This is a genomic window from Pseudomonas japonica (assembly GCF_013522925.1).
Taxonomy (GTDB): domain Bacteria; phylum Pseudomonadota; class Gammaproteobacteria; order Pseudomonadales; family Pseudomonadaceae; genus Aquipseudomonas; species Aquipseudomonas japonica_A.
Genome location: NZ_JAAMQU010000014.1, coordinates 52,779 through 76,123, shown reverse-complemented (window position 1 = coordinate 76,123; position 23,345 = coordinate 52,779). Strand labels below are relative to the sequence as shown.

General features: G+C 62.9%; 14 protein-coding genes and 1 riboswitch. Of the genes, 5 read left to right on the top strand and 9 right to left on the bottom strand.

Annotation, left to right across the window (positions count from 1 at the left end; all coding sequences use genetic code 11):
• The first annotated feature begins 90 nt into the window (after window positions 1-90).
• The gene (locus G7016_RS20815; protein ID WP_181117614.1) at window positions 91-5,184 is read left to right on the top strand and encodes a dermonecrotic toxin domain-containing protein; all 5,094 of its coding nucleotides are present in this window, start codon (window positions 91-93) and stop codon (window positions 5,182-5,184) included.
• 44 nt (window positions 5,185-5,228) lie between these two features.
• Here G7016_RS20815 and G7016_RS20810 read toward each other — a convergent pair whose 3' ends face one another.
• Together G7016_RS20810 and G7016_RS20805 are read right to left on the bottom strand one after the other, a co-directional pair.
• A complete protein-coding gene (locus tag G7016_RS20810) occupies window positions 5,229-5,543 on the bottom strand; it encodes an SCP2 sterol-binding domain-containing protein (protein ID WP_181117613.1) in 315 nt (104 codons plus the stop codon).
• Window positions 5,544-5,578: 35 nt separating this feature from the next.
• Window positions 5,579-6,277: a histidine phosphatase family protein gene (locus G7016_RS20805; protein ID WP_181117612.1), complete on the bottom strand. Its 699-nt coding sequence runs from the start codon at window positions 6,275-6,277 to the stop codon at window positions 5,579-5,581.
• A 229-nt stretch (window positions 6,278-6,506) separates the two neighbouring features.
• Between G7016_RS20805 and sohB the strand changes: the two genes are divergently transcribed.
• Both sohB and G7016_RS20795 read left to right on the top strand, forming a co-directional pair.
• Window positions 6,507-7,547: a protease SohB gene (gene sohB, locus G7016_RS20800; RefSeq protein WP_181117611.1), complete on the top strand. Its 1,041-nt coding sequence runs from the start codon at window positions 6,507-6,509 to the stop codon at window positions 7,545-7,547.
• Window positions 7,548-7,611: 64 nt separating this feature from the next.
• The gene (locus G7016_RS20795; protein ID WP_181117610.1) at window positions 7,612-12,714 is read left to right on the top strand and encodes a dermonecrotic toxin domain-containing protein; all 5,103 of its coding nucleotides are present in this window, start codon (window positions 7,612-7,614) and stop codon (window positions 12,712-12,714) included.
• A gap of 22 nt (window positions 12,715-12,736) precedes the next feature.
• Here the strand turns inward: G7016_RS20795 and G7016_RS20790 are convergent, their stop codons facing one another.
• The 3 genes from G7016_RS20790 to metH form a co-directional block, all read right to left on the bottom strand.
• Window positions 12,737-13,237: a DUF934 domain-containing protein gene (locus G7016_RS20790; RefSeq protein ID WP_181117609.1), complete on the bottom strand. Its 501-nt coding sequence runs from the start codon at window positions 13,235-13,237 to the stop codon at window positions 12,737-12,739.
• Window positions 13,221-14,879 (bottom strand): nitrite/sulfite reductase, encoded by a 1,659-nt coding sequence (locus G7016_RS20785; RefSeq protein WP_181117608.1) that lies wholly within the window; start codon window positions 14,877-14,879, stop codon window positions 13,221-13,223. The genes G7016_RS20790 and G7016_RS20785 overlap by 17 nt, the downstream gene beginning before the upstream one ends.
• Before the next feature lie 377 nt (window positions 14,880-15,256).
• On the bottom strand, window positions 15,257-18,943 hold the full coding sequence (metH, locus tag G7016_RS20780) for a methionine synthase (RefSeq protein ID WP_181117607.1): 3,687 nt from the start codon (window positions 18,941-18,943) through the stop codon (window positions 15,257-15,259).
• Window positions 18,944-19,160: 217 nt separating this feature from the next.
• Here metH and G7016_RS20775 point away from each other — a divergent pair, with 217 nt between their 5' ends.
• Together G7016_RS20775 and nfuA are read left to right on the top strand one after the other, a co-directional pair.
• Window positions 19,161-20,195, top strand: a complete 1,035-nt coding sequence (locus tag G7016_RS20775) for an acyltransferase family protein (protein WP_181117606.1) — start codon at window positions 19,161-19,163, stop codon at window positions 20,193-20,195.
• A 57-nt stretch (window positions 20,196-20,252) separates the two neighbouring features.
• Window positions 20,253-20,837 (top strand): Fe-S biogenesis protein NfuA, encoded by a 585-nt coding sequence (nfuA, locus tag G7016_RS20770; protein WP_181117605.1) that lies wholly within the window; start codon window positions 20,253-20,255, stop codon window positions 20,835-20,837.
• 70 nt (window positions 20,838-20,907) lie between these two features.
• Here the strand turns inward: nfuA and cobM are convergent, their stop codons facing one another.
• Genes cobM through G7016_RS20750 form a run of 4 tightly spaced genes read right to left on the bottom strand, consistent with a single transcriptional unit; the run spans window position 20,908 to window position 22,993 of the window.
• Window positions 20,908-21,657: a precorrin-4 C(11)-methyltransferase gene (cobM, locus tag G7016_RS20765; RefSeq protein ID WP_181117604.1), complete on the bottom strand. Its 750-nt coding sequence runs from the start codon at window positions 21,655-21,657 to the stop codon at window positions 20,908-20,910.
• Between the two features lie 37 nt (window positions 21,658-21,694).
• Complete coding sequence (locus G7016_RS20760; RefSeq protein WP_308812199.1) at window positions 21,695-22,096, bottom strand: cobalamin biosynthesis protein; 402 nt, start codon at window positions 22,094-22,096, stop codon at window positions 21,695-21,697.
• A 5-nt stretch (window positions 22,097-22,101) separates the two neighbouring features.
• Window positions 22,102-22,794, bottom strand: a complete 693-nt coding sequence (locus G7016_RS20755) for a CbtA family protein (RefSeq protein WP_181117603.1) — start codon at window positions 22,792-22,794, stop codon at window positions 22,102-22,104.
• 10 nt (window positions 22,795-22,804) lie between these two features.
• The gene (locus tag G7016_RS20750) at window positions 22,805-22,993 is read right to left on the bottom strand and encodes a CbtB domain-containing protein (RefSeq protein ID WP_181117602.1); all 189 of its coding nucleotides are present in this window, start codon (window positions 22,991-22,993) and stop codon (window positions 22,805-22,807) included.
• 78 nt (window positions 22,994-23,071) lie between these two features.
• Window positions 23,072-23,272: riboswitch (cobalamin riboswitch) on the bottom strand.
• Window positions 23,273-23,345 lie beyond the last annotated feature (73 nt).

The following is a 23,345-nucleotide window of genomic DNA, read 5'->3' as shown; positions in this document are numbered from 1 at the left end:
GCTCCTTTGCTCCCAAACCCTCAATAAATACCACGCCTGGCGCGTGTCGCTCCTTAGCCTTGGCGCTCCCTCTGCCAAGGAGCTGTTTCGATGCCAACCCACTCCACATCCCGCACCCTCTACCAGGGCGTAATTGCCGATCGCCTGCCCGCTTGGCTCGCCAAGGCAACAGGCGACGACCTGCAGCGCTTGCATACCCTTAGTGCCCAGGCGCAGGCCTCGCGAGCTGCACTGGAGTCTGCCGCGCAGGGCTTACCGCAATTCCAGCCGTATGCGACCGCCGCGTTGAACCAACTGCTGGCGAACGCCGGCGAAACGGAGGTGGACCCCTCTACTGCGGTGCTCCATTGGGTAAGCACCGATTCTGACAGCGAACCATTGACCTGCACGTTGCTGCAGGCAGCGCTGCGCAACTTCACCGAAGAGGACGCTAAATCCGAAGCCTTCGGCCCGGGCTCCGGGCTTTACCGTGACAGTCTTGGTGCCTCGACCCCTGACCCCGCCAAGCGGCTGGCACTCGAGCCCTGGGCCTTCGCGCGGGCCTGTCGAGCGGCTGATGTGGGGGCGGGTTATGCGAGGCTGCTTGCAACTCGGCTGCCTGAGGCGCAGCACGAGGCGTCCCCGCCAGCAATCTCGACATTGCCCAGCCGGTTCATTGAAGCGGATAAGGACGCGCTTCGTGTGGAGGCGTGCATTGCCCGCATGAAAGGCAAGCTGGACACGCAAGGTGAGGCGATGCTTGCCAACTGGGGGCTGGCCAGTCAGGCGGTGGCCGCCGTGCCAGCACGCGCAAGGCAGTTGCGCCTGGCTGGCTTCGAACTCGACCGTGTGCTGGTGATCATGGCCGATGATAACGGCCCCCATGGCCGCGCCTGTTTACTGTACATACCAAACGACCCGCAAGCCCCTCTGTGCCAGTTCGATAATGCCGATGCGATGTCAGCGCACCTGCGAACACGCCTGGGGCAACCTGCGTACCTTCGTTTCATGGCTGGTTTCGTTGGCCTCGAACACGAACAAGCGTTTATCCGCGCGGTGAAAGGGCCAGCCGTCGAGGATTTCGATCATTTGTACGGTACGGTGGTTAGCCCCTTGCAGGCCTTGGAACTGGCTGTCCGGCTGATTGATCACGAGACGCCATTCCCACGGCCAGTCATTGCTACAGGTTTTGTATCGATCAACGATCTGTTTCCTGAACGGTACGCCGCCTGGGTCAGGCAAACCCTCGCGGATGCCGCAGTGCTCGCCGTTCCAACAGAGCGCATTGACCGGGCGGCCGTTCTGGCACGGCATCAGCGCTGGGTGGCATTGGGCGAGCAACTCGGGCTCTTGGTGCTTTCCTTTATTCCGGGTGTGGGCCAAGCCATCGGGGTCTATTCGATGGTGCAGTTGCTCCATACCGTGTTTGATGCTTCCCGCGCGCTCGGGCGTGGAGACGAGCGCCTGGCGCGAGCGCTCCTGCTGGGGGCGGCCGAAAACGCAGGCACGTTGTTGGCGAGCCCGGAGCAACCCGGTGTGACCGAGACCGAAGCCTTCGCCGATCGCCTGCAGTTGATTACCCACCCCGACGGTACGACCCGTTTGTGGCTGCCCGACATGGCCCAGCTGGGCAGTGACGCACCTCCTGAAGGCGCCGGGCCGCTGTCAGCCGATGGCATCGTGCGGGCCGGGCAACAGGCTTGGGTCCGGCTGGACGACCGGTACGTTGGCGTGTCCCCGGACGTTACCCCTTGGCAAGCTACCCTGCTGGCACCGGCAGGGTACCGGGGCGTGGTTCCGCGGTTACTGAGCAATGGGCACGGGGGATGGCGGGGCGAATTCGAACAGCCGGGGGGCTGGAATGCAATAACGCTGGTCCGCCGTGGAGGTGTGGAGGCGAACGGAGTCAGCGACACCGACGTTTCCCTCGCGCTGAGTATGGCCGACGTTTCCGTTACCGAACTCCAAGGCAGGGCATCACGCGGCGAGCCATTGCCCGGTGTGCTGCGTTTGCTGCTTCACCGCCGGGCTGCTGCCCTGGCCGTGGATCAAGCTACCGCTGCGCTGATTGCGCGGCAGGGCCTGGCAGCCGCGCACCCCAACATCGTGCGCACCCTTGCAGAGGTACCAGGATGGCCGGAGGACATGGGAATAGAGCTGGCATGGCCGGACGGCCAAGCCCGTACGTTGCATCCCACAGCGCTACGGTCGGTGCGCCTGGAGGCCACGGCATTTACCCAGGGTGATTGGTTGTCCGGGCTCGTCCGTGAGCTCTCGACCGCTGACCTGGCCCCGATGATCGGAGACTGGAGCACACTCGAAACGGCAGGGCATGCCCTTGCCGACCGGTGGGCCGAAGTGCTCGAGGCACGGGGGGCGCAAATCATCGATGGCTGGACGGTGGGAGAACAAGCCCAGACAGTGGCAGCACCGATCGCCCGACAGTTCCCAAGCCTGCCTCCCCAGATCCTGAACGAGCTGGTGCGGGCATGCGACGGTGGCGGGCTGAATCAACTTCAGGCGGGCAGGGTGCCATTGGCCGTGGCGGAACTTGCCGCGGGCGCCCAGCGCGATGTGCGCCTGAGCCTCGCCTGCGAAGCACTGGCCAATGGCACACCCAGCGCCGACCGGGATGCCCTGCTGATCGGGCTGCTCCCTGCGGTCGAAGGCTGGCCCGAGAGCCTTGCCATCGAATTGCGCAGCCAGGGCTCGGGCGGTCTTTTAGTGCATCGCGCGGGCCCAGCGGACGGCGCCGCCCTTCGTATCGAACGGTCAGCACAGAATACTTACGCGACAACCGGGCAGCCCTCCGGCGCCTTCGATAGCCTTGAGGCCGCGATTGTAGAGGCTGTAGCGCGTTCAAACCTGGCACCGGCGGACCTGCCATGGAACGCCACGGGCTTGCGTAGCCGCCTGGTGAACCTTGCGTTGACCCGCCGCGCGGCGCTTCGCCCGCTTCTGGGCATGGCCGCCGACACACGGCCCTTTTTCCGTGCGCCGTTAGTGCAGGCCGACGGTCGGCTGGGTTACCCATTGAGCGGTCGGGGCTATGGCCTGTTGTCTGCTGATGTTATCGGCCAACTGCTGCGTCAGCTCTACCCGGACACCGACTATGGAACCCTGCAGGCATTGCGCCAGGAGTTAGGTGAAGGCACGGCTGCGCTGCAGGAACTGGCTCGACGTCATACGGAGGCGAACGAGCTACGCCTTCAACTCGGCCAGTGGCTGGCCAGCCTGGACCATACCGCATCAAGCTCGTCTACGGATCAGACCATCCGGGAAGTCGCGGCGGGGGCCATCATCCAGGGCTGGCAACGGCGCTACGTTGCGACCCAGGCACAGGTTGCCGATGGCGCCACCCGCCATAGTCTCAGCCTCAGGCACTTGCATGTGGGCGCCAACCTGCCGGCGCTTTCGGTGCCATTCCCCCATGTGCTCGAACTGGATCTCACCGACATGAACATGGCACAGGTTGCCCCAGCCTTTCTGGAGCTGTTCCCCAACGCGCGGGTTCTCTCGCTCTCGGGCAACCCCCTGCGTGAGCTGCCCAGTGGCCCTGCCTGGCTGAGCCAGCTGCGCGAGGTAAGGCTGCGGGACCTGGGTATGCAGAGTGCCGAGACCGTGCTCGATTGGTTGCAGCCCAGCGCGGCCACCTTGCAGGGCCTTGATCTCTCGGCCAACCCTGCGATACCGAACGTGACATTGCTTGAGCGCATCTCACGTTTCACGGCGCTCAGAGACCTTGAGCTGGATGACAACGGTATCGAACTTACCGCTGAACGGCAGACTGTGTTTACTGCCCTGACCAATCTGGTGTCGCTCTCCCTGGATCGGAATCCGCTGCGGTTGCCCCCCAGCCTGGAGGGGCTGTCACGGCTTCAGTGGCTGTCCATCGCGGATGCCGGTCTGTCGGCGTTGCCGGCTGGCCTTCAGCAATTGCTTGCGGCGCCAGAGCTGCGCCTGACCTATGTCAATCTGGCGGGCAACCGCATTACCGAGTTACCTGACCTGCAGGCGAGCGAGTTCTTCCGCCGTGCCCGCCGCGGAGATCACCGGGCTACCTTTCTCTACTTCAACCTGGACGGTAACCCGCTGAATGAAGCGGCAGTGGCCCAGCTCGATCAAACCGGGTTGGAGTTCGACCCTGCCGAGGGTACGGATAGTACCAACCGGTGGTTGGAAGGGTGCCCGGAGCCTCTACAGGCGCGCATCAGCCAGGCGAGGGACGAGCCCGAAGCGCGAAGCTTCTTCCAGGTGCTTAGCGAAGTCGTACGCACTGCCACCTACGTGCGTGCGCGAACGGGAGAACAACGGCGGGAAGTGACAAGCCGGGCCTGGGCCCTGGCCGAGCGGTTCCTGCCTGTCGAGGGGCAGCCGTTGCCGGGGATCACTGAACTACGGGATCGATTGTATGACATGGCGCGCGAGGCGCTGGCGACATGCGGTGATGGCGTGGCGCTTACCCTGGACCAGTTCGAAGGTGAAGTCGCGGTCTGGGAGGCCATCGCGGGCGCAGCCGAAGGTACGTCTACTGTCGCTATGGGCGCAGCGGCCACTGTAGCGCGCAGGCAATTCCGCCTGGCATTGCTGGATGCGCAGGCCCAGCGCCTGGTGCGTGCACGCCAGGCGAGGAGCAACGACCAGGTAGCGGCCGATCCGGCAACAGATCTGGCGGATGACCTGCCTGCCGACCAGTTGGACATGGGGCTGGATGAAGTGGAAGTGCGCCTGGTTTTGCGCCAGCGGCTACGCGAGGAGCTGGACCTGCCCGCTGTCAGCGAGCGGCTGTACGAGGCGCTGGTCAGCGATACAACCGCGGCGGCCGTCGCCAGACAGGTTCGTGCACTGGACACCCCAGGCGCCTTTGCCCAATGGCTGATCGATCATCAACAGACCTGGCGATCCACGCTGGAGCGCTACCATGCGAGCGAATTCGAGAGGGAGCGGGCGCCTTACGACGAGGCATTGGCACACATATTGGCATTGGCGGCGGGCGAAGTGGTCACCGACCCGTTATCGCCTGCGGCGCTGGCTGCGCTCGAAGCTGTGGAACCAGAGGTGGAGTGGCAGCGCCCAGACGGCGCTCCCAGCCAGCCCACACTGAGCGAGCAGCAGGCCTATGTGCTGAGTAACAGCCTGAACCAGCGCTGCACGCGGGCAATGGATGCATTGCGCCTGCGGCTGACTCGCGCGTTACTCGACTGAGCAGGGAAGGCGCCCGCAGGCGTGGCGCGGGCGCCTTCTGGTTTTTAAACCGGGAACAGCTCGCTCAGCTTCATGGCCAGCATCATGTCGCCCTCGGCGCGCAATTTGCCTTGCATGAATGCCTGCATGCCATCGGTGTCGCCGCTTACGATACCTTCCAGGGTCTCGCTATCCATTACCAAAGTAACATTGGCGTCCGGGTTTTCGCCTTCCTGGATATCACAGGTGCCGTCCTTGACGATCAGGTTGTAGTGCTTGGTGTCATCGATGCGGAAGCCGAACACCAGGTCCAGGCCAGCTGCGGCCGCTGGGTTGAACTTCGATTTCATGGTTTCGATAGCTTTGTTTACGTCGCTCATGGGAAGGTCCTGTTGAGTCAGGTGAGTAGGGGGCGCTAGCGCCAGGTAATCAGCTCCGGCGCCTTCGCCAGCTGCAGGTGCGCATGGCTGTTGAAGGAAGCCAGGGTCACATCAGCGCCGTGAAAACGCAGGTGGCTTATCGAGCTGTTGTAGATCTGCCAGTTGAGTCGAAAGGCTTCGGCTGGAGCGAGGCCGGTATAACGGTGCAGCAATGCAGTGATGACCCCGCCCGACGTGAACACCGCGATGTTTTCACCCGGCGCGGCACGTTGCAGCGCGGCTTCGAGCGCACTGCCGGTGCGCGACAGGAAGCCAGCCCAGTCTTCGGTCGTTTCGGTGCCGGCGGCACCTTCCAGCCAGAGCCCTACGATCCGCTCGAACAATCGCTGAAACGCCGCCGGGTGCTCCGACGCGTTACGCATGATGCTCAGCGCATCGGGCTCACCAGGGAGCAAACCGGGCAACAGGGCCTTGATGACGCCTTGAGCATCGAACTCGTTGAAGCCATCCAATGTACAAAGCGCGGGGGCATTCTGAAGCTGGGCAAGGGCGTGGCGAGCGGTGTCCTGCTGGCGGCGCAGGCTCCCTGCGAAGCAATGGTCCAACCGTACCCCGGTATCCGCCAGAAACGCACCCAGCAGCTCAGCCTGACGTTGACCTATGGGGGAAAGTACGTCGTAGTCGCTGGCGCCGAATGACGCCTGGCCATGCCGGATCAGGTAGAGGTTACCCACGTGCTGTGCCCACCGCTGTTGCCGCCGTTGTGCAATGCAATTGGGGGCAGGTTAGAAGCGAAGGATAAGGCTGTCAACGGAAATTCATACGCCCGTTTCAAAAGAGCGTTTCACGACCTCAGGCCTGGTTGGGATGGGCGGACAAGCGACCGTGTACCCGCGCCTGCTATCGTCCCGTCACGCTCGCCGGTATGCTGGTGCACGTTTTCAATTTGCTGCAGGAGTCGCCGTGGAGTTTCTCTCCGAATACTTGGGTTTTCTGGCCCGCACCGTCACCTTGGTCATCGCTGTGCTCGTTGTGCTCGCCGGCATCGCCTCCTTGCGGGGCAAGGGCCGGCGCAAGGGGGGCGGGCAGCTTCAAGTCACTCGTTTGAATGACCTGTACAAGGGGCTGCGCGAACGCCTCGAGGCTGCATTGGTTGACAAGGATGGCCTCAAGCGCCTGCGCAAACAACAGGCGAGGGCCGAAAAGGCCGAGCGCAAGGCCAAGGCAAAAACCAAGGGTGCGGAGGTCCGCGGGCGGGTGTTCGTGCTCGACTTCGATGGCGACATCAAGGCGTCGGCCACCGAAAGCCTGCGGCACGAAATTACCGCGCTGCTCACCCTTGCCACGCCGAAGGACGAAGTGGTGCTGCGCCTGGAAAGCGGTGGCGGCATGGTCCATAGCTACGGGCTGGCCAGCTCCCAACTGGCTCGCATCCGCCAGGCCGGCGTGCCACTGACCGTGTGCGTGGACAAGGTCGCAGCCAGTGGTGGCTACATGATGGCCTGTATCGGCGAAAAGATTGTCAGTGCGCCCTTCGCTGTTCTGGGCTCCATCGGTGTGGTCGCTCAATTGCCCAACCTTCATCGCCTCTTGCGCAAGCATGATATCGACGTGGAAATGCACACGGCCGGAGAGTACAAACGCACATTGACCGTGTTTGGCGAAAACACCGAAAAAGGCCGGGAAAAGTTCCAGCAAGACCTGGACATCACCCACCGGTTGTTCAAGAACTTCGTGGTGCATTACCGCCCGCAGCTGTCGATCGACGAGGTTGCCACCGGCGAGGTGTGGCTGGGCGTCGCGGCGCTGGAGCGAAAGCTGGTGGACGAGATCAAAACCAGCGATGAATACCTGGCGGAGAAGGCGCGAACCTCGGAGCTGTTCCATTTGCATTATGCCGAGCGCAAGAGCTTGACTGAGCGGGTAGGGCTGGCTGCCAGCGGGTCTGTCGAACAAGCGTTCGTGCGCCTGTGGAGCAAGCTGGGCGGCGCGCGATTCTGGTGAGCCTTATTTACCTCCTGGCGTGACAGGCCGTTCCTAACATCGGGCCTCCATCAAGGAGGCTCCAATGACTGACTCATCCAGCTCCTCGGCAACACCAACACAACTTGCCCATGAAGGGTTTGTCACCGCGCGGGTACCCGCCTGGCTTCGTCAGGCCACCCCGGCAGAGCGTCAGGGCCTCCATGCCCTTGCGCTGGCCGCCGAAACCGCCCGCCACCGCCTCAAGCAAGCCAGCACGGTGTTGCCTCAATTGCAGCCCTTTGCCCTGGAGCACTTGCGAGCCGAGTTGGCGTCCGTGGCCGGTGAAACCATCGACCCTACCCAAGCGGTAGTGTATTGGGTAGATCCGAACAGTAAGCGCCCGCCGTTCCACCGCACATTGCTGGAGGCCGCGCTGATGAACTTTCATTCCCGGGATACCGCGCCTGGTGCCTGGGGCGCCGGCTCCGGGTTGTTCGGCGGGCTGACCGCAGACGGTCAGCCGGATACCAGCCGCCCATTGCCGCTTACCCCGGCGGCATTCGCGCAGCGGTGCCGCGCCCTGGATATCGGTGGGCGCTTCCAGTCGGAACTGGCACAGCATATCCCAGCCAAACTGCCTGCTCGAACCGAAGACGATGATGGCGCTCGGTCATTGCCCTGGCAGGTTTTCGATTGCCAACGCAAGGCGTTCGAAACCCAAGCCTGCGTTGCTTCCTTGAAAAGCGCGCTGGGTGGGCCGGGCCATTCTTTGCTCGCGTACTGGGGGTTAGCGCCGGCCACGGTTACCACACCCGCATTTGCCAATCGGCTTGAATTGCTCGGTTTCTCTTTGTCCGGGGTGATGGTATTTACGGCGCAGGCCGCCGGCAACACAACTCAACCGGTTGTCGCCTACGTGCCCGGCGACCCAGATGGCTCGGTACGCCAGTACGCCCACGCTCAGGCTTTCGCTGCGGCGCTACGGGCAAGGCTGAATGACGAAGAGTATTTGAAGGCTTTCTCCCGTTTCGTGCCTTTGCCCCGCCGCCTGGACTTTATCGCCACAGTGCAAGGGGCATTGGCGCCAGGTGCCTGGTTACCCGGGCACCTCTCCTGGACGCCGTTGCCGTTGGCCGGTGACCCGTTTGCCGAAGCCTATCGGACCTGGGCACAGCAGACTCTGGCCGAGGCGGCGGCCGTGGCCGTACCCACGGCCCAGCTGGATCATCGCGAAACCACGGAGCGCTATGCCCACTGGGTCCAGATCGGAGAACAGTTGGGGATCAGCTTAACGCTCATGGTGGGATCGGCGCTGCCAGGGATAAATGTCGTGGTGGATGGCATCGTGCTCGCCCAAAGCATCCAAAGCGCCTATGAAGGCATACAGGCGTGGCGGGAAGGCGACGCTCATGCGGCCCTTGATCATCTGTTCGGCGCGGTCGAGAACGCGACGTTCCTGGGGATGGGCAAGCGCCCGAAACCCACGCCGGCAGCAGTCGAATTCGACGGGGAATTGGTGCCAGTCACGGGCGCCGATGGTCAAGTGCGGTTGTGGCAGCCCGACCTTGACGACTTCGCTGCGCGAGAGCTGCCCCCCAACAGCGTACAACCTGAATCGGCTGGTATTTATCGCCACGCGGGGCGCGCCTGGGTCCGAATGGATGGCCGCTTGCATGAAGTCGACGCCGCGTCGGGCTCGTCGCACGCCCCGCTGGTCCACCCCCGCGGCCACGGCTACACACTGCCCTTGCGCGGGGATGGCGCCGGGGCGTGGCGGGCACCCTACGAGAACCCCGCGCAATGGGAAAGCACTACATTGATTCGACGGTTCAACCCAAGCTATGAGGCCCTTGCTGACAGTACATTGATCGAGGCGCAGCGGCTTGCCGGTATCAGCGACGGCCAACTCAGGCGCGCGCATCTGGATGCCAGCGGTACGCCAGCGCCGCTGGCGCGCTTGCTTCAGTACCGCCTGGCCGAGCGTGAAATGGACATGGCTATTGCCGCGCTACGGGGCTCAAGACGTCCCGGTGCCATTCCGGCATTGCTGGTTTCTGCGCTGCGGGACCTGCCTGGCTGGCCGGCAGACCGGGGGCTGGCGTATCAAGAGGGCGAGGCCACCCGTGTGTTCGGGCCGAGCGAGGGTACGCCCGTGCAATTGACCGATCAAATGCTCGCGGACGGTACATGGGCCCGTCGCCTGTTTGCTCAGCTAGGAAGCGATGCGACAGGGGCGCTGCTGGGGATCGAGACGTCTCTGGTGCCGCCGGAGCCAGCGTATCAAGTGCTCGCGGACAGTTGGGCCGGCGAGCTGGAGAACCGGCGGGGATCCCTGGCCGCCGAGCTTGTACCTGACCCGGCCGTTACCGACGCTGAACGCCAAACCTTGCGACGGCAGTTTCCAGGGCTGACGACGCAAGCCATGGAAGCACTGCTAAGAGGGCAAACCGGGGGAGAGCACCTGGCACTGGCTGCCGGCAGGGTCCCGCCGGCGATGGCTGAGCTGGCGGCTGAAAGTCTGCGCCAGTGGCGGGTGACGAGTGCATTGGATGCGCTGGCGCACGCCAGCTTCAGTGCCGATCGGGAGCGGCTGGCAATGGCGCTCTGGCCGCGCCTGGGCGGCTGGGCCCAGTCCATGCGACTGGAGTTGCGCAACGCTCACTTCCAGGGGGCATTGCTACAGGAAGCAGGGGGGGCCGAGCTGCCGCGCTGGGTCATCGTACGCAAGGGCGAGCGCTACCAGGCGTTCGACGACAAAGGGCTTGAGCTGAGTCCATCGACTTCTTTGGAAAATGCCCTGGTGGCCACTGTGCCGGACGACTTGCGCCAGGCGTTCACTGCGCAGGTTCGGGATGCCGCCGGGTTGCGCAAGGCCTTGCTGGACCTGGCGCTGGCCGATCGGGATGCCGTGCGCCCTTTACTGGGGTTGCGTTCTGATAATCGACACTTTTTCCGCCCCCCCACACGGCAAGCCAACGGTGCCGTGGGCTATGCGCTCAGCGGCCGCGGCCGGTTGCTGGGCACCCCTCGGGGCGGAATGCACCCCTTCGTGATCGCGCTGCGCGCGCTGTATCCGGAGGTCAGCGAGGCCGAGATAACCGAACTGCGTGCCAGCCTCGGCCACGGTGAAGCTGCGACGGTAGCCCTGGAGGCTTTGAATGCCGATTTCGCCCGGCTGAGGTTTGACCTCCAGGCCTGGGTCGCGCGGGCCAGGGACGTAGTTGGCGAAGGCGCTGTTCAAGAGCGCCTGGCTCGCGAGACCGTAAGCCGACGAATCATTGACGTGTGGCAACGACGCGAGTCGGCTTATGCCATAGGCGGGCTGGGTTATGGGCTGGACCTGCGCGGCCTGCAGGTGCGTGAGTTGCCCACGCTCAATGTCCGGCTCCCCCACGTTCAGCGCCTTACGCTTGCGGACATGCGCCTTAGCAGCGTAAACGATGGGTTCCTGGCGAGCTTCCCTGAGATTTCCTTGCTGGACCTGAGTTTCAATACGCTGACCGAGTTGCCTTCGAGGCTGGGGCAGTTGAATCGCCTGAGCCGCCTGAGGCTGGACTACACCGGGCAACGTAGCCTGGCTCAGGTGGTAGATACCATCATGCCACTCTCCACAACACTTAATTACCTTGGCGTGGCCGGTAGCGGCTTCGACCTGGCCCCGTCGGATTTCGAGCTGCTGCGCCGGCTACCTCAGCTCACCTCGCTGGGGCTTGAAGATAACCTCATCACCCTTACCGACGAAACTGTCACCGGTTTCAACCAGTTGACCCGCCTGGAAGAGCTTAACCTTGCCGGCAATCCCCTGGGGCGTGCTCCCGCGCTGGCTAGCCTGCACAACTTGAGATGGTTGGAAATGAGCCAGGCGCACCTCACCACGTTCCCGCCCGAGCTGGTCACACTCATGAACCGAGACCCGCTTTGCCTGTTGGAGGTCGACCTCTCGGAAAATGACATCGAAGAGCTGCCAGTGCTGGCGGATACCCATTTTGTGCGATTGGCCAGGGCAGCCCTTGACGATGTGGAGTCGCCGTATTACGGCATGTCTTTGAACCTCGATGGGAACCCTCTTTCGGAAGAGGGGCGCGCTGAATTGCGCCGCTCCAGCATTCCGTTTTTCGAGGACGCAGACATGGACATCGCGGGCGCGCAGCATGATCCCGAGCGGTGGTTGACCGATTGTCCTCCAGCGCTGGCGGCGCTGATCAGGTCTGAGCGCGCGCTGCCTGAGGCCGCTGAGTTCTACCAGCTGCTTAGCCATGTGGTGGATACCGCTGATTATCTGAACAATGCGGCAGCTACCCTGGGTCGTGCGTGGGAACTGGTGGAAACCTGGCTTAGCCCAGGGCAGAACGCCAGGCCCGGACTGGAGGCATTACGCGAGCGGCTATTCTCCATGGCCCAGGACACCCAAGGCACCTGTGGCGACGGGGTAGCCCTTACGTTGGATGAGATGGAATTCGAGGTTGAGGCGTGGCGCCGGGTGGCGGACGCGCCAGGTGGCGGAGATGCGCCCTTACTGGATCTGCTGACGTATCAGCGCGGGTTATGGCGCCGTGCCTTGGTGGACAACCTGGCACGTCGCATTACCCGGGCCCGTGTCGCTCGCAGTGCGGGCCTGAATGACCCTGACACAGCGCCGGTGCTTGATCCCCTCGACGACCTGCCCGACGATGCGCTCGAACATGGCCTGGACGAAGTGGAGGTGCGGTTCTACCTGCTCGAGAGGCTTGAGGGACCACTGTGGCTACCGCCCGCTCGGGGCATGCGTTATACCACTCGGGTAAGCGGTGCCACGGTGCAACGGGTTGGGGTGGAGGTACTGCAGCAAGACACCGACGAAGCGTTTGCAACGTGGGTAGCAGAACAGCCCAGTTTCCGAACGTACCTGGAAAACGCCAGGGTTGCTGCGTTCGAGCCGCTGCGCGAACGCTGGCAGGACGCGGCCGACTATCTGTTTTCAGCGTCTGGCGAAAACCCTCAAGCGCTACCCAGCGTGCCGGCTGCGCTCGACGGCCTGCGCCAGGCAATGCCGGAGCTTCAGTGGGAAAGCGGCCAACCGTTGCCGACCTTGAACGAGCAACAACTGCGGCAGGCCTATGACTGGATCAGCCAGCAACGCGAGCGAGCATTGGACGCGCTCGCGTTGACGTTGACTCGCCAGTTGCTGAGCCTTGAGCAGCCGGGGCCTTCCGGTTCAGCACGCTGAAGGTGGCCCCGCCTTCCTGGCCTTAGCCGTGACGGCGACGGAACAGCGGGCGGGGTTCGTCGCTGGCGGCCTGGTAGGTCACTGAAAAGTCCTTCAGGCTTTCCAGCGCTTCGTACGGGTCTTTGTCCGGGCGAACGGCAAAGGCATCGAAGCCACAGCGGTGCATGTAGAACAGCTGGTCTCGCAGTACGTCGCCAATGGCCCGAAGCTCCCCCTTGAACGCGTAGCGGTCGCGCAACAGGCGGGCATTGGAGTAGCTGCGTCCATCAGTGAACGCCGGGAAGTTCAAGGCGATCACCTGGAACTGGGCTGCGTCTTCGCCGATTTCTTCAGCTTCTTCATCCGCATCGAGCCACACGCCCAAGCCACCATCACGTGCCTTGAGCGCATGAGCATGCTCGCGCCACAGGTTCAGCGGCACAATGTAGTCGTCGCAATTGCTCAGTTCGTCCAGGGTCACGTCCTTGGGCAGCAGGTGCCAGGTTTCGTCGACGACCTGGTTGTTCTTAATGATTCGCTGCATAGACGCGCTCCTTGAAGGGTTCGATGCCGATCCGCTGGTAGGTATCGATGAAGCGCTCGTCTTCGGTGCGCTTTTCCACATAGACATCGATCAGTTTGTCGATCACGTCGGCCATGTCGTCCTGAGCGAAGGAGGGGCCCAGGATCTTGCCGATGCTGGCGTCTCGACTGGCACTGCCACCCAAGGACACCTGATAGAACTCTTCGCCTTTCTTGTCCACACCCAGAATGCCGATATGGCCTACGTGGTGGTGACCGCAGGCGTTCATGCAGCCGGAGATGTTCAGGTCGATCTCGCCGATGTCGAACAGGTAATCCAGGTCGTCGAAGCGGCGCTGGATGGACTCGGCAATCGGGATGGACTTGGCGTTGGCGAGCGAGCAGAAGTCGCCGCCAGGGCAGCAGATGATGTCCGTCAGTAATCCGATGTTCGGCGTCGCGAAGCCCGATTCACGGGCTTCCAGCCACAGGGCATGCAGTTGGGACTGCTCCACGTCGGCCAGTATCACGTTCTGCTCGTGGGAGGTACGCAACTGGCCAAAGCTGTAGCGATCGGCCATGTCGGCAATCGCGTCGAGCTGCTTGTCGGTCAGGTCGCCAGGGGCCACACCGGTCGGCTTGAGCGAAAGCGTGACCGCGACATACCCGGGGCGCTTGTGGGCGAACACGTTGCGTTGACGCCAGCGAGCGAAGCCTGGATGTTCAGCTTCGAGCTGGGCCAGTACCTGCGGGATGTCTTCGAGGGTTTTGTAGTCCGGGTCCACGAAGTGGCCGGCGACACGGGCCACTTCCGCTTCGGTCAGCGTGGTTTCGCCACCGCGCAGGTGCGCCATTTCGGCTTCTACTTTCTGCGCGAACACTTGCGGAGTGAGCGCCTTGACCAGGATCTTGATCCGGGCCTTGTACTTGTTGTCCCGGCGGCCGTAGCGGTTGTACACCCGCAGGATGGCGTCGAGGTAGCTGATGAGGTCCTGCCAGGGCAGGAATTCATTGATGAACGCGCCCACGATCGGGGTGCGACCCAGGCCGCCACCCACCAGTACACGGAAGCCTAGCTCGCCGGCAGCATTGCGCACGGGCTCCAGGCCGATGTCGTGCACTTCGATCGCTGCGCGGTCGCTGTTGGCGCCGTTGACGGCAATCTTGAACTTGCGCGGCAGGTACGCAAACTCCGGGTGGAAGGTGGTCCACTGTCGAACGATTTCGCACCATGGGCGCGGGTCCACCACCTCATCGGCGGCGACGCCGGCGAACTGATCGGTGGTCACGTTGCGAAGGCAGTTGCCGCTGGTCTGGATGGCGTGCATTTGCACGGTAGCCAGCTCGGCGAGAATCTCGGGCACGTCTTCGAGCGCCGGCCAGTTGAACTGCACGTTCTGGCGGGTACTGATGTGGGCGTAACCCTTGTCGTAGTCGCGAGCGATCTTCGCCAGCATGCGCGCCTGGCGCGAGGTCAGCTGGCCGTAGGGCACCGCCACGCGCAGCATGGGCGCGAAGCGCTGGATATACAGGCCATTCTGCAGGCGCAGCGGGCGGAATTCTTCTTCGCTGAGTTCGCCGGCGAGGTAGCGGCGGGTCTGGTCACGGAACTGCTTTACGCGGTCCTCGATGATCCGTTGATCGTACTCGTCGTAAACGTACATAGGTGTCCTGTCTTCAGGCTGGTCTGCGCTCACGGTTGCGCACTCTTTTCAGAGCCGACGGAAGATACCCGGTTTGCCTTATCCACTAAAGCGAAGTTTTTTTATAAGGAAATAGCTAATACCGATATAGAACGCTGCTGAAGTTCCGACGGGATGAGTTGGCGTTACCGGCCATGGTGCGCTTGACTGTGGATTACGTCCAATTCACTGGGACGAACGTACTTCCATAACAATAAAGGTAGCCTTTTTCATGCGCCCTCTTTCCGTGAAGCACAAGAAGACCCCTCGGAACATCGATACTTGGGCGACTGCCTTCATGGTAGTCCTGGTGATAGCGGCGATCGCCTTCTGGGCGATCGCGCACTGATACCCGGGCCTCAGCTTGGCTCATACCCGAGGTTGGGCGACAGCCAGCGCTCGCTCACCGCTTGCGACTGGCGTTTGCGCTGCGAGTAGCTTTCCACCTGGTCACGGTCCACCTTGCCCACGGCAAAATATTGCGCCTGTGGATGCGCGAAGTACCAGCCGCTCACGGCTGCCGTGGGGAACATGGCGAAGTGCTCGGTGAGCGTCACGCCGCTGTTACCCTGTGGGTCGAGCAATTCGAACAGCGTTCCTTTTTCGGTGTGGTCCGGGCAGGCCGGGTAGCCCGGGGCAGGGCGGATGCCGCGGTATTGCTCGCGGATCAACGCATCGTTGTCCAGTGCTTCGTCGTGGGCATAGCCCCAATACTCCTTGCGCACCTGCTGGTGCAACCATTCGGCGCAGGCCTCGGCAAGGCGGTCGGCCAGGGCCTTGACCATGATCGAGTTGTAGTCGTCGCCAGCGTCCTGATAAGCCTTGGCCACTTCCTCGGCGCCGATGCCTGCCGTGGTAATGAACCCGCCCATATAGTCGGTGACGCCGCTGGCCTTCGGCGCCACGAAATCGGCCAGGCTGAAGTTCGGCTTGCCGTCAGGCTTGATGGTCTGCTGGCGCAGATGATGCAGCATGGCGAGCGGCTGGCCGTCATCGCCGTACACCTCGATATCGTCATCAGCCACCTGGTTGGCGGGCCAGAAGCCGAACACGGCGCGGGCCTTGATCAACTTTTCGTCGATAAGCTTGCGCAGCATGGCCTGGGCGTCGGCAAACAGCGCCGTTGCCGCTTCACCCACTACTTCGTCAGTGAGAATGCGCGGGTACTTGCCCGCCAGGTCCCATGAAATGAAGAACGGCGTCCAGTCGATGAATTCGGCCAGCACGTCCAAGTCGATGTCGTCCAGCACCCGCGCCCCGGTAAAGGTCGGCTTCACCGGCTGGTAGTCCCATTTCGGCTTGGCGGCCACGGCCTGGGCATAACTCAGACGCTCGGTGCGGTTGCCTCGCGCGGCGGTGCGTTCGCGTACTTCGACATAATCCTTGCGAGTGCGCTCCACAAAGCCAGGCTTGAGCTCCTTGGACAGCAGCTGGGTAGCCACGCCCACCGCCCGCGAGGCGTCGGTGACGTACACCACGGCATCGTTGCTGTAGCGGGGTTCGATCTTCACCGCCGTGTGCGCCTTGGAGGTGGTGGCGCCGCCGATCATCAGGGGCAGGTGGAAATCCTGGCGCTGCATCTCCCGGGCAACATGGACCATCTCGTCCAGGGACGGGGTGATCAGGCCCGACAGCCCGATGATGTCGCACTTTTCCTCGCGGGCCACTTGCAGGATTTTCTCCGCCGGCACCATCACCCCCAGGTCGACGATGTCGTAGCCGTTGCAGCCCAACACCACGCCTACGATGTTCTTGCCGATGTCGTGGACGTCGCCCTTCACCGTGGCCATGAGGATTTTACCCTTGGCTTCGGGCTTGTCGCCCTTCTCGGCTTCGATGAACGGAATGAGGTGTGCCACCGCCTGCTTCATTACCCGGGCAGACTTCACCACCTGCGGCAGGAACATCTTGCCCGCGCCGAACAGGTCACCCACCACGTTCATGCCGTTCATCAAGGGCCCTTCGATCACCTCGATAGGCCGGGCGAAGCCCTGACGAGACAGCTCGGTGTCTTCCACGATGTAGGTGGTGATGCCTTTGACCAGGGCATGTTCGAGCCGCTTGTTCACGTCCCAGCCACGCCACTCTTCGGTTTCCGCTTCCTTGGTGCTGCCATCTCCGCGGTACTGATCGGCAACGGCCAGCAAGGCCTCGGTGGCTTCGCTGCTGCGGTTGAGCACCACGTCTTCCACCCGGTCGCGCAGGGCAGCGGGGATTTCGTCGTAGATTTCCAACTGGCCTGCGTTGACGATACCCATGGTCAGGCCATTGCGGATCGCATGCAGCAGGAACACCGAGTGGATGGCTTCGCGCACCGGGTTATTGCCACGGAACGAGAAAGATACGTTCGACACGCCGCCGGAAGTGAGCGCGTACGGCAGGTTGTCGCGTATCCAGCCGCAGGCGTTGATGAAGTCCACGGCATAGTTGTTGTGTTCTTCGATGCCCGTGGCGACCGCGAATATGTTCGGGTCAAAAATAATGTCTTCCGGCGGGAAGCCTACCTGGTTCACCAGGATGTCATAGGAACGCGTGCAGATTTCCACCTTGCGCTTCTCGGTATCCGCCTGGCCGTCTTCATCAAACGCCATTACCACGACCGCCGCGCCGTAGCGCTTGCACAGGCGCGCATGGTGGATGAAGGCATCCACGCCTTCCTTCATGCTGATGGAGTTGACGATCCCCTTGCCCTGGATGCACTTGAGGCCTGCTTCGATCACGTCCCATTTGGAGGAGTCGATCATGATTGGCACCCGGGAGATGTCCGGCTCGCCTGCGATCAGGTTGAGGAACGTCACCATGGCTTTCTGGGAGTCCAGCATGCCCTCATCCATGTTGATGTCGATCACCTGGGCGCCGGCTTCCACCTGTTGCAGGGCCACTTCCAGCGCTTCGGTGTAGTTCTCCTCGCGGATCAGGCGGGCGAAACGTGCCGAGCCGGTGATGTTGGTACGCTCGCCCACGTTCACGAACAGTGACTGCCGATCGATGGTGAACGGCTCCAGGCCCGACAGCCTGCAGGCTCGTGGAATGTCCGGAATGGCCCGTGGTGGGTGCGCGGCCACGGCCTTGGCAATGGCGGCGATATGGGCAGGGGTGGTGCCGCAGCAGCCGCCGACGATATTGAGGAAGCCGCTGCGGGCAAATTCCTCGACCGTTTCGGCCATTTGCTCCGGGGTTTCGTCGTATTCACCGAAGGCGTTGGGCAGGCCGGCGTTGGGGTGCGCGGATACGTGCGTATCGGCCTTGTTGGACAGTTCTTCCAGATACGGGCGCAGCTCGCGAGCGCCCAGTGCGCAGTTCAGGCCCACGGAGATGGGGTTGGCATGTCGCACAGAGTTCCAGAACGCCTCGGTGGTTTGCCCCGAGAGCGTGCGGCCGGAAGCGTCGGTGATGGTCCCCGACAGCATGATCGGCAACTCGAAGCCGAGCTCATCGAATACGACTTGCACTGCGAAGATTGCCGCCTTGGCGTTCAGCGTGTCGAAGATAGTTTCGATCAGGATCAGGTCCGCGCCGCCCTCGATCAGCCCGCGCGTGGCCTCGGTGTAGTTTTCCACCAGTCCGTCGAAGGTAACGTTGCGGTAGCCAGGGTTGTTCACGTCCGGGGACAGCGAGCAAGTACGGCTGGTAGGGCCCAGTACGCCAGCAACGAAGCGCGGCTTGTCGGGCGTTTGCAGGGTTTTGGCATCCGCGACGCGCCGTGCGACACGGGCGCCTTCCACGTTCAATTCATACACCAGGGTCTCCATGCCGTAATCGGCCTGGGAGACGCGCGTGGCGTTGAAGGTGTTGGTTTCCAGGATGTCCGCGCCGGCATCGAGGTAGGCCGCTTCGATCTCTGCGATCACGTCCGGGCGCGAGAGCAATAGCAGGTCGTTGTTGCCCTTGACGTCGCTGGGCCAGTCCGCGAACCGCTCCCCACGGTAATCGCTTTCCTCGAGCTTGTAGCTCTGGATCATCGTCCCCATGCCGCCATCGAGGATCAGGATGCGGGATTTCAGCGCGTCGTTGAGGGCGGTCAGGCGAGCTTGGCGGTCAGTCATGGAGAAGGGCTCTGGTACGGGCGGTAAAGCCAGCGATGATAGCAAACCTGAGAGGCTTTACATCATGCTTGCGCTTTGCATGAATCCTGCTCATGTTCACACATGCCGAATATCTGAGCGAAAGATGAAACTTCCGACCTTTTCAGCCTTGTGTCAGTCCCAACTATGAAGTCGCGCCTCAAGGCGCGGGAGTGATTCGAAGGCAAAGGTAACCCTGATGTTGATTTCGATACAGGCACTACGCGCGATCGCGGCATGGATGGTGGTATGTCATCACTTCATGCAGATCTTCTTCAATTTTCAAGCCGCGGGCCCGGTAGGGCACCTGTTTTCTGCAAAAGGGTCGGTCGGGGTGGATATCTTCTTCGTCATCAGCGGGCTGGTGATCTACCTCTCTACTTACGACAAGCCGATGCAGGCGCGAGAATTTCTGCTCAACCGCGCCATCCGCATCATTCCCGCGTACTGGTTCTATACCGTCGCCATGGGGCTACTGCTGTACCTGGCCGGCCACTACATGCCGCACGGGGCCGTGAACTGGCCCACATTTATCCTTTCGCTGCTGTTCATACCCGCTGAGAATCCCGGGGGCTATGGCCTGTATCCAACCTTGAACGTGGGCTGGACGCTGAATTACGAAATGTTCTTCTACCTGGTGTTCTCGTTGGCATTCCTCGCCCCTCGCGCCTGGCGCGCTGTATTCGTGGCAGTCGCCCTGGTGGTGGGTAGCGAGGCCTTCAGCCGGTTGGGGTGGTCCGGGCGCTTCTATGCCAACAACATCGTGTACGAATTCCTGCTGGGTATCGCCCTGGGCATCGCCTGGCGCCGGGGTTGGATTGGCAAGGGCTTATGGCTGCCGCTCGGGATCATCGCGGCCAGCTGTACGATGATCTATCAGCTTGAACCTACCAACCGGCTACTGAACTGGGGCTTGCCGAGCGCAGGTATCGTGGCGGCGTGCCTGGCGCTGGAACCCCGGTTCTCTCATAGCAAGGTGCTCAAGACACTGGGCGACTGCTCGTACTCGGTTTACCTGGTGCACCTGCTGGTGCTGTACGCCGGCTGGTTCATCTACGAGCGCCTGGGTGTGAACCCCTATCTGGTGTTTATCGCGTTCTGTATCCCGATGATCCTCGCTATCTCATGGCTCAGTTACCAGTGGCTTGAAAAGCGCTTGTACCATCGCATGAAAGCCTGGATCGCCGGGCCACGCGACACGTCGGCCCCGACGCTTTCCCGACAAAATTACTAGGACTTTATCCACGGCCCGCTTTGCCGTAAACTGCGCGCAAGTCTGTGAGGAACCTACATGAGCGCCATAACCATTACCGACGCCGCCCAGGATTACCTGGGCGACCTGCTGAACAAGCAGAACACCCCGGGCATCGGCATCCGTGTCTTCATCACCCAGCCCGGCACCCAGTACGCGGAAACCTGCATCGCCTACTGCAAGCCCGGTGAGGAAAAGCCCGACGATACCCCGCTGGGTCTGAAAAGCTTCACGGCCTGGATCGACGCCGTGAGCGAGCCCTTCCTCGACGCCGCCGTGGTGGACTACGCCACCGACCGCATGGGCGGCCAGCTGACCATCAAGGCCCCCAACGCCAAGGTGCCGATGGTCAATGAGGACAGCCCGATCAACGAGCGCATCAACTACTACCTGCAAACCGAAATCAACCCCGGGCTTGCCAGCCACGGCGGTCAGGTCACGCTGATCGAAGTGGTGGAAGATGGCGTGGCGGTGCTTCAGTTCGGCGGTGGTTGCCAGGGCTGTGGCCAGGCGGACGTTACCCTGAAGGAAGGCATCGAGCGCACGCTGCTCGAGCGCATCCCTCAGCTCAAGGGTGTACGGGACGTGACCGACCATACCAACCGCGAGAATGCTTACTACTGAGTAAGTTTGTGGGCAGGGCGAGACGTCCTTCGCAGGCTGGCGCGAGCACCTACCGCGGGGCGCCAGCGTCTTATTCCGCTCTGTACAGGTGCGCTCGCCCGGCGCGGTAGAGGGCGGAATCCTCGAACACTTCGCTGCCCAGCACACGGCCAACCAGAATCAGCGCTGTGCGCTTGAACGCCTTGGCTTGTGCCTTGGCGACGATATCGCCCAGCGTGCCCGTCACGTAATCCTCATCCGGCCAGCTGGCTTTGTGGATCACAGCGATAGGGCAGTCCCCTCCATAGTGGGGCCACAGCTCCTCCACAATAGCCGGAAGATGGCTTACCCCGAGATGGATGGCCATGGTCGCGCGATGCCGGGCCAGGTCCTGCAGCGCTTCGCCGGCTGGCATTGGCGAGCGGGTGCCATAGCGGGTAAGGATCACAGTCTGCGAAATACCGGGCAGGGTAAGCTCCGCGCCCAGCAGCGCAGCGCAGGCCGCCACGGCCGTTACGCCGGGCACGATCTCGTAAGGGATGCCCCGCGCTCGCAGGCAACGGATCTGTTCGCCGATCGCGCCATACAGGCTTGGGTCACCGGAATGCACCCTTGCCACATCCTGGCCCTTGGCGTGGGCGGCCGCTATCTCTTCGATGATGGCCTCCAGGTGCAGCTCGGCACTGTTCACCACCCGTTCCGCAGCGTGGTGAGCGAGCAGTGCTTCGGGTACCAGCGAGCCGGCATAGATGATCACCGGGCAGGTACGGATCAACCGCTGGCCCTTGACCGTGATCAGGTCCGGGTCGCCGGGGCCGGCGCCAATAAAATAGACGGTCATTGCACAAGCCCTTATCCCGGGAATGGTTGAGCGTTCTTCAAGTTGAAGCCAATGCCACGGTGGCCTGCGCAGAACACTGGCGGGTGACCAGCAGGCGAGGCTGCAGCGTACTAAGCGCTTGGCAGTGGGCGAGCGCGGCGCTTTCCGCTACGCCATGGCAGCCGGTATGGCGCCAGCTCACCTCCGAGCGGTGGCTCAAGAACGGTTCGAATGGCGCCAGGGCGGCGGCGGAGTAACCGCCAAGGGGCAGCGTCAATCGCTCGGCCAAGGACAGCAGCCCGGGTTCGTTGAGGCGGCGCTCGAACGTCGCGATGCCGCACAGCTCAGTAACGCGGGCACCGGCTAGCGCCAATGCCTGATCGAGCAGCCCTTGCAGTTCCGACGCGGGGCAGCCCTGACGGCAACCGAAACCGGCAATCAGCCAGGCGCGCGCGCTCACCGGAGTCAGGCCTGCGGGGCGCGACGGAACAGCCAGGCACTGGCCAGGCCAAGCGCCAGCCAGAACACCACGTTGATGGCTTGAGCAGCCCAGCGGAACTGATGTTCAAGTGCTTCAGGGGCCAGGCTTTCATGGGTAGGCGGCTGGGGGGCGCCGATGATGTGCGGGATTACCAGCAATACCGCACCCGCGATTTTCAGCAGCCAGTTCGGGGAAAACACCATCAATGCCAACGCGACGGCAGTCGACGCCGCCGTACCGATCCACCACAGCTGACGCGAAGTCAGGTCTGCCGCCGCGGTACCTGGTAACTCTGGCGGCAGCCCCAGGGTGGGTGCAAGCGTGAACACGGCATAACCGGCCAGGCCCCACAGCAGCCCTTCTGCCGTACGCCCGGGTGCACGCAGGGTGTACAGGCCGGCCAGCATCAGGGCAAAGCCCACCGCGACCACCAGGTTGCCGCCCGTGGTGGACAACAGGCGCTGCCAACCGTCCTCGGGTTCCCACGCCGCGGCTTCGTGCTCGTGCTCATGAGTGCCGGCACTGGGGCCCCCGTGGTCATGGGTAGCCGGTGCCGCGGTCTCGTAGGTTTCGGCCTGAAGGATCAACGGGCTGAGCCACAGGCTTTGCATGAAGGTGAGCAGCAGGGCCGCGAACAGGCCGGCGAAGCCAGCGGTGCGCAGAATACGCGTCATCATGAACATGCCCTCAGTGGCAAGGGAAAGCCGCGCTGTGGCGGGTGTCATGGGCGGCATTGTGAACGGCGGCGATGTGTGAGAAACCGGCGAAATACACCAGCCCGGCGCCGAGCAGGGTAGCGAAGCACGCCGCCGTTACGCGTTGCGCAAGGGTAGAGGCGGGACGGGTGATAACGTGGCTGGCAGTATGGGCGGACATGGCGCTTCCCTCAGGTGAGTGACGGGCAGGCGCCGAGCCTCCGCATGGCGGAGATCGGACAGCCCGCCCACCGCAGGTGTCAATGATGTCGATCAGGCCGGTCTCCGGGCTTGCGAGGGGCGGGCAGAGGCCGACCGGTTCGTTCCCCCTTCCCATGCCTGCGCACAGTGGATTGGAAACGCACTCGCTTACCGTTGCGGGGGCAGCACCGGACTGGCCTTGCGGCGCACCGGTTTCCCGTTTCACCCTGCGAAGGGCACCCGAACGAAAGGCGTAAGGAAAGCATGCCGGGGTAGGAACGTCAAATTGAAGGTGCCTGGGTCGGCACCCTGCGCGCAAAAGCAAAAGCCCC

Bases quoted from the DNA above. Each gene is read 5' to 3' on its own strand.
- G7016_RS20815 (WP_181117614.1), top strand. From the start codon at position 91: ATGCCAACCCACTCCACATCCCGCACCCTCTACCAGGGCGTAATTGCC.
- G7016_RS20810 (WP_181117613.1), bottom strand. From the start codon at position 5,543: ATGAGCGACGTAAACAAAGCTATCGAAACCATGAAATCGAAGTTCAAC.
- G7016_RS20795 (WP_181117610.1), top strand. From the start codon at position 7,612: ATGACTGACTCATCCAGCTCCTCGGCAACACCAACACAACTTGCCCAT.
- G7016_RS20790 (WP_181117609.1), bottom strand. From the start codon at position 13,237: ATGCAGCGAATCATTAAGAACAACCAGGTCGTCGACGAAACCTGGCAC.
- G7016_RS20785 (WP_181117608.1), bottom strand. From the start codon at position 14,879: ATGTACGTTTACGACGAGTACGATCAACGGATCATCGAGGACCGCGTA.
- metH (WP_181117607.1), bottom strand. From the start codon at position 18,943: ATGACTGACCGCCAAGCTCGCCTGACCGCCCTCAACGACGCGCTGAAA.
- G7016_RS20775 (WP_181117606.1), top strand. From the start codon at position 19,161: ATGTTGATTTCGATACAGGCACTACGCGCGATCGCGGCATGGATGGTG.
- nfuA (WP_181117605.1), top strand. From the start codon at position 20,253: ATGAGCGCCATAACCATTACCGACGCCGCCCAGGATTACCTGGGCGAC.
- cobM (WP_181117604.1), bottom strand. From the start codon at position 21,657: ATGACCGTCTATTTTATTGGCGCCGGCCCCGGCGACCCGGACCTGATC.
- G7016_RS20755 (WP_181117603.1), bottom strand. From the start codon at position 22,794: ATGATGACGCGTATTCTGCGCACCGCTGGCTTCGCCGGCCTGTTCGCG.
- G7016_RS20750 (WP_181117602.1), bottom strand. From the start codon at position 22,993: ATGTCCGCCCATACTGCCAGCCACGTTATCACCCGTCCCGCCTCTACC.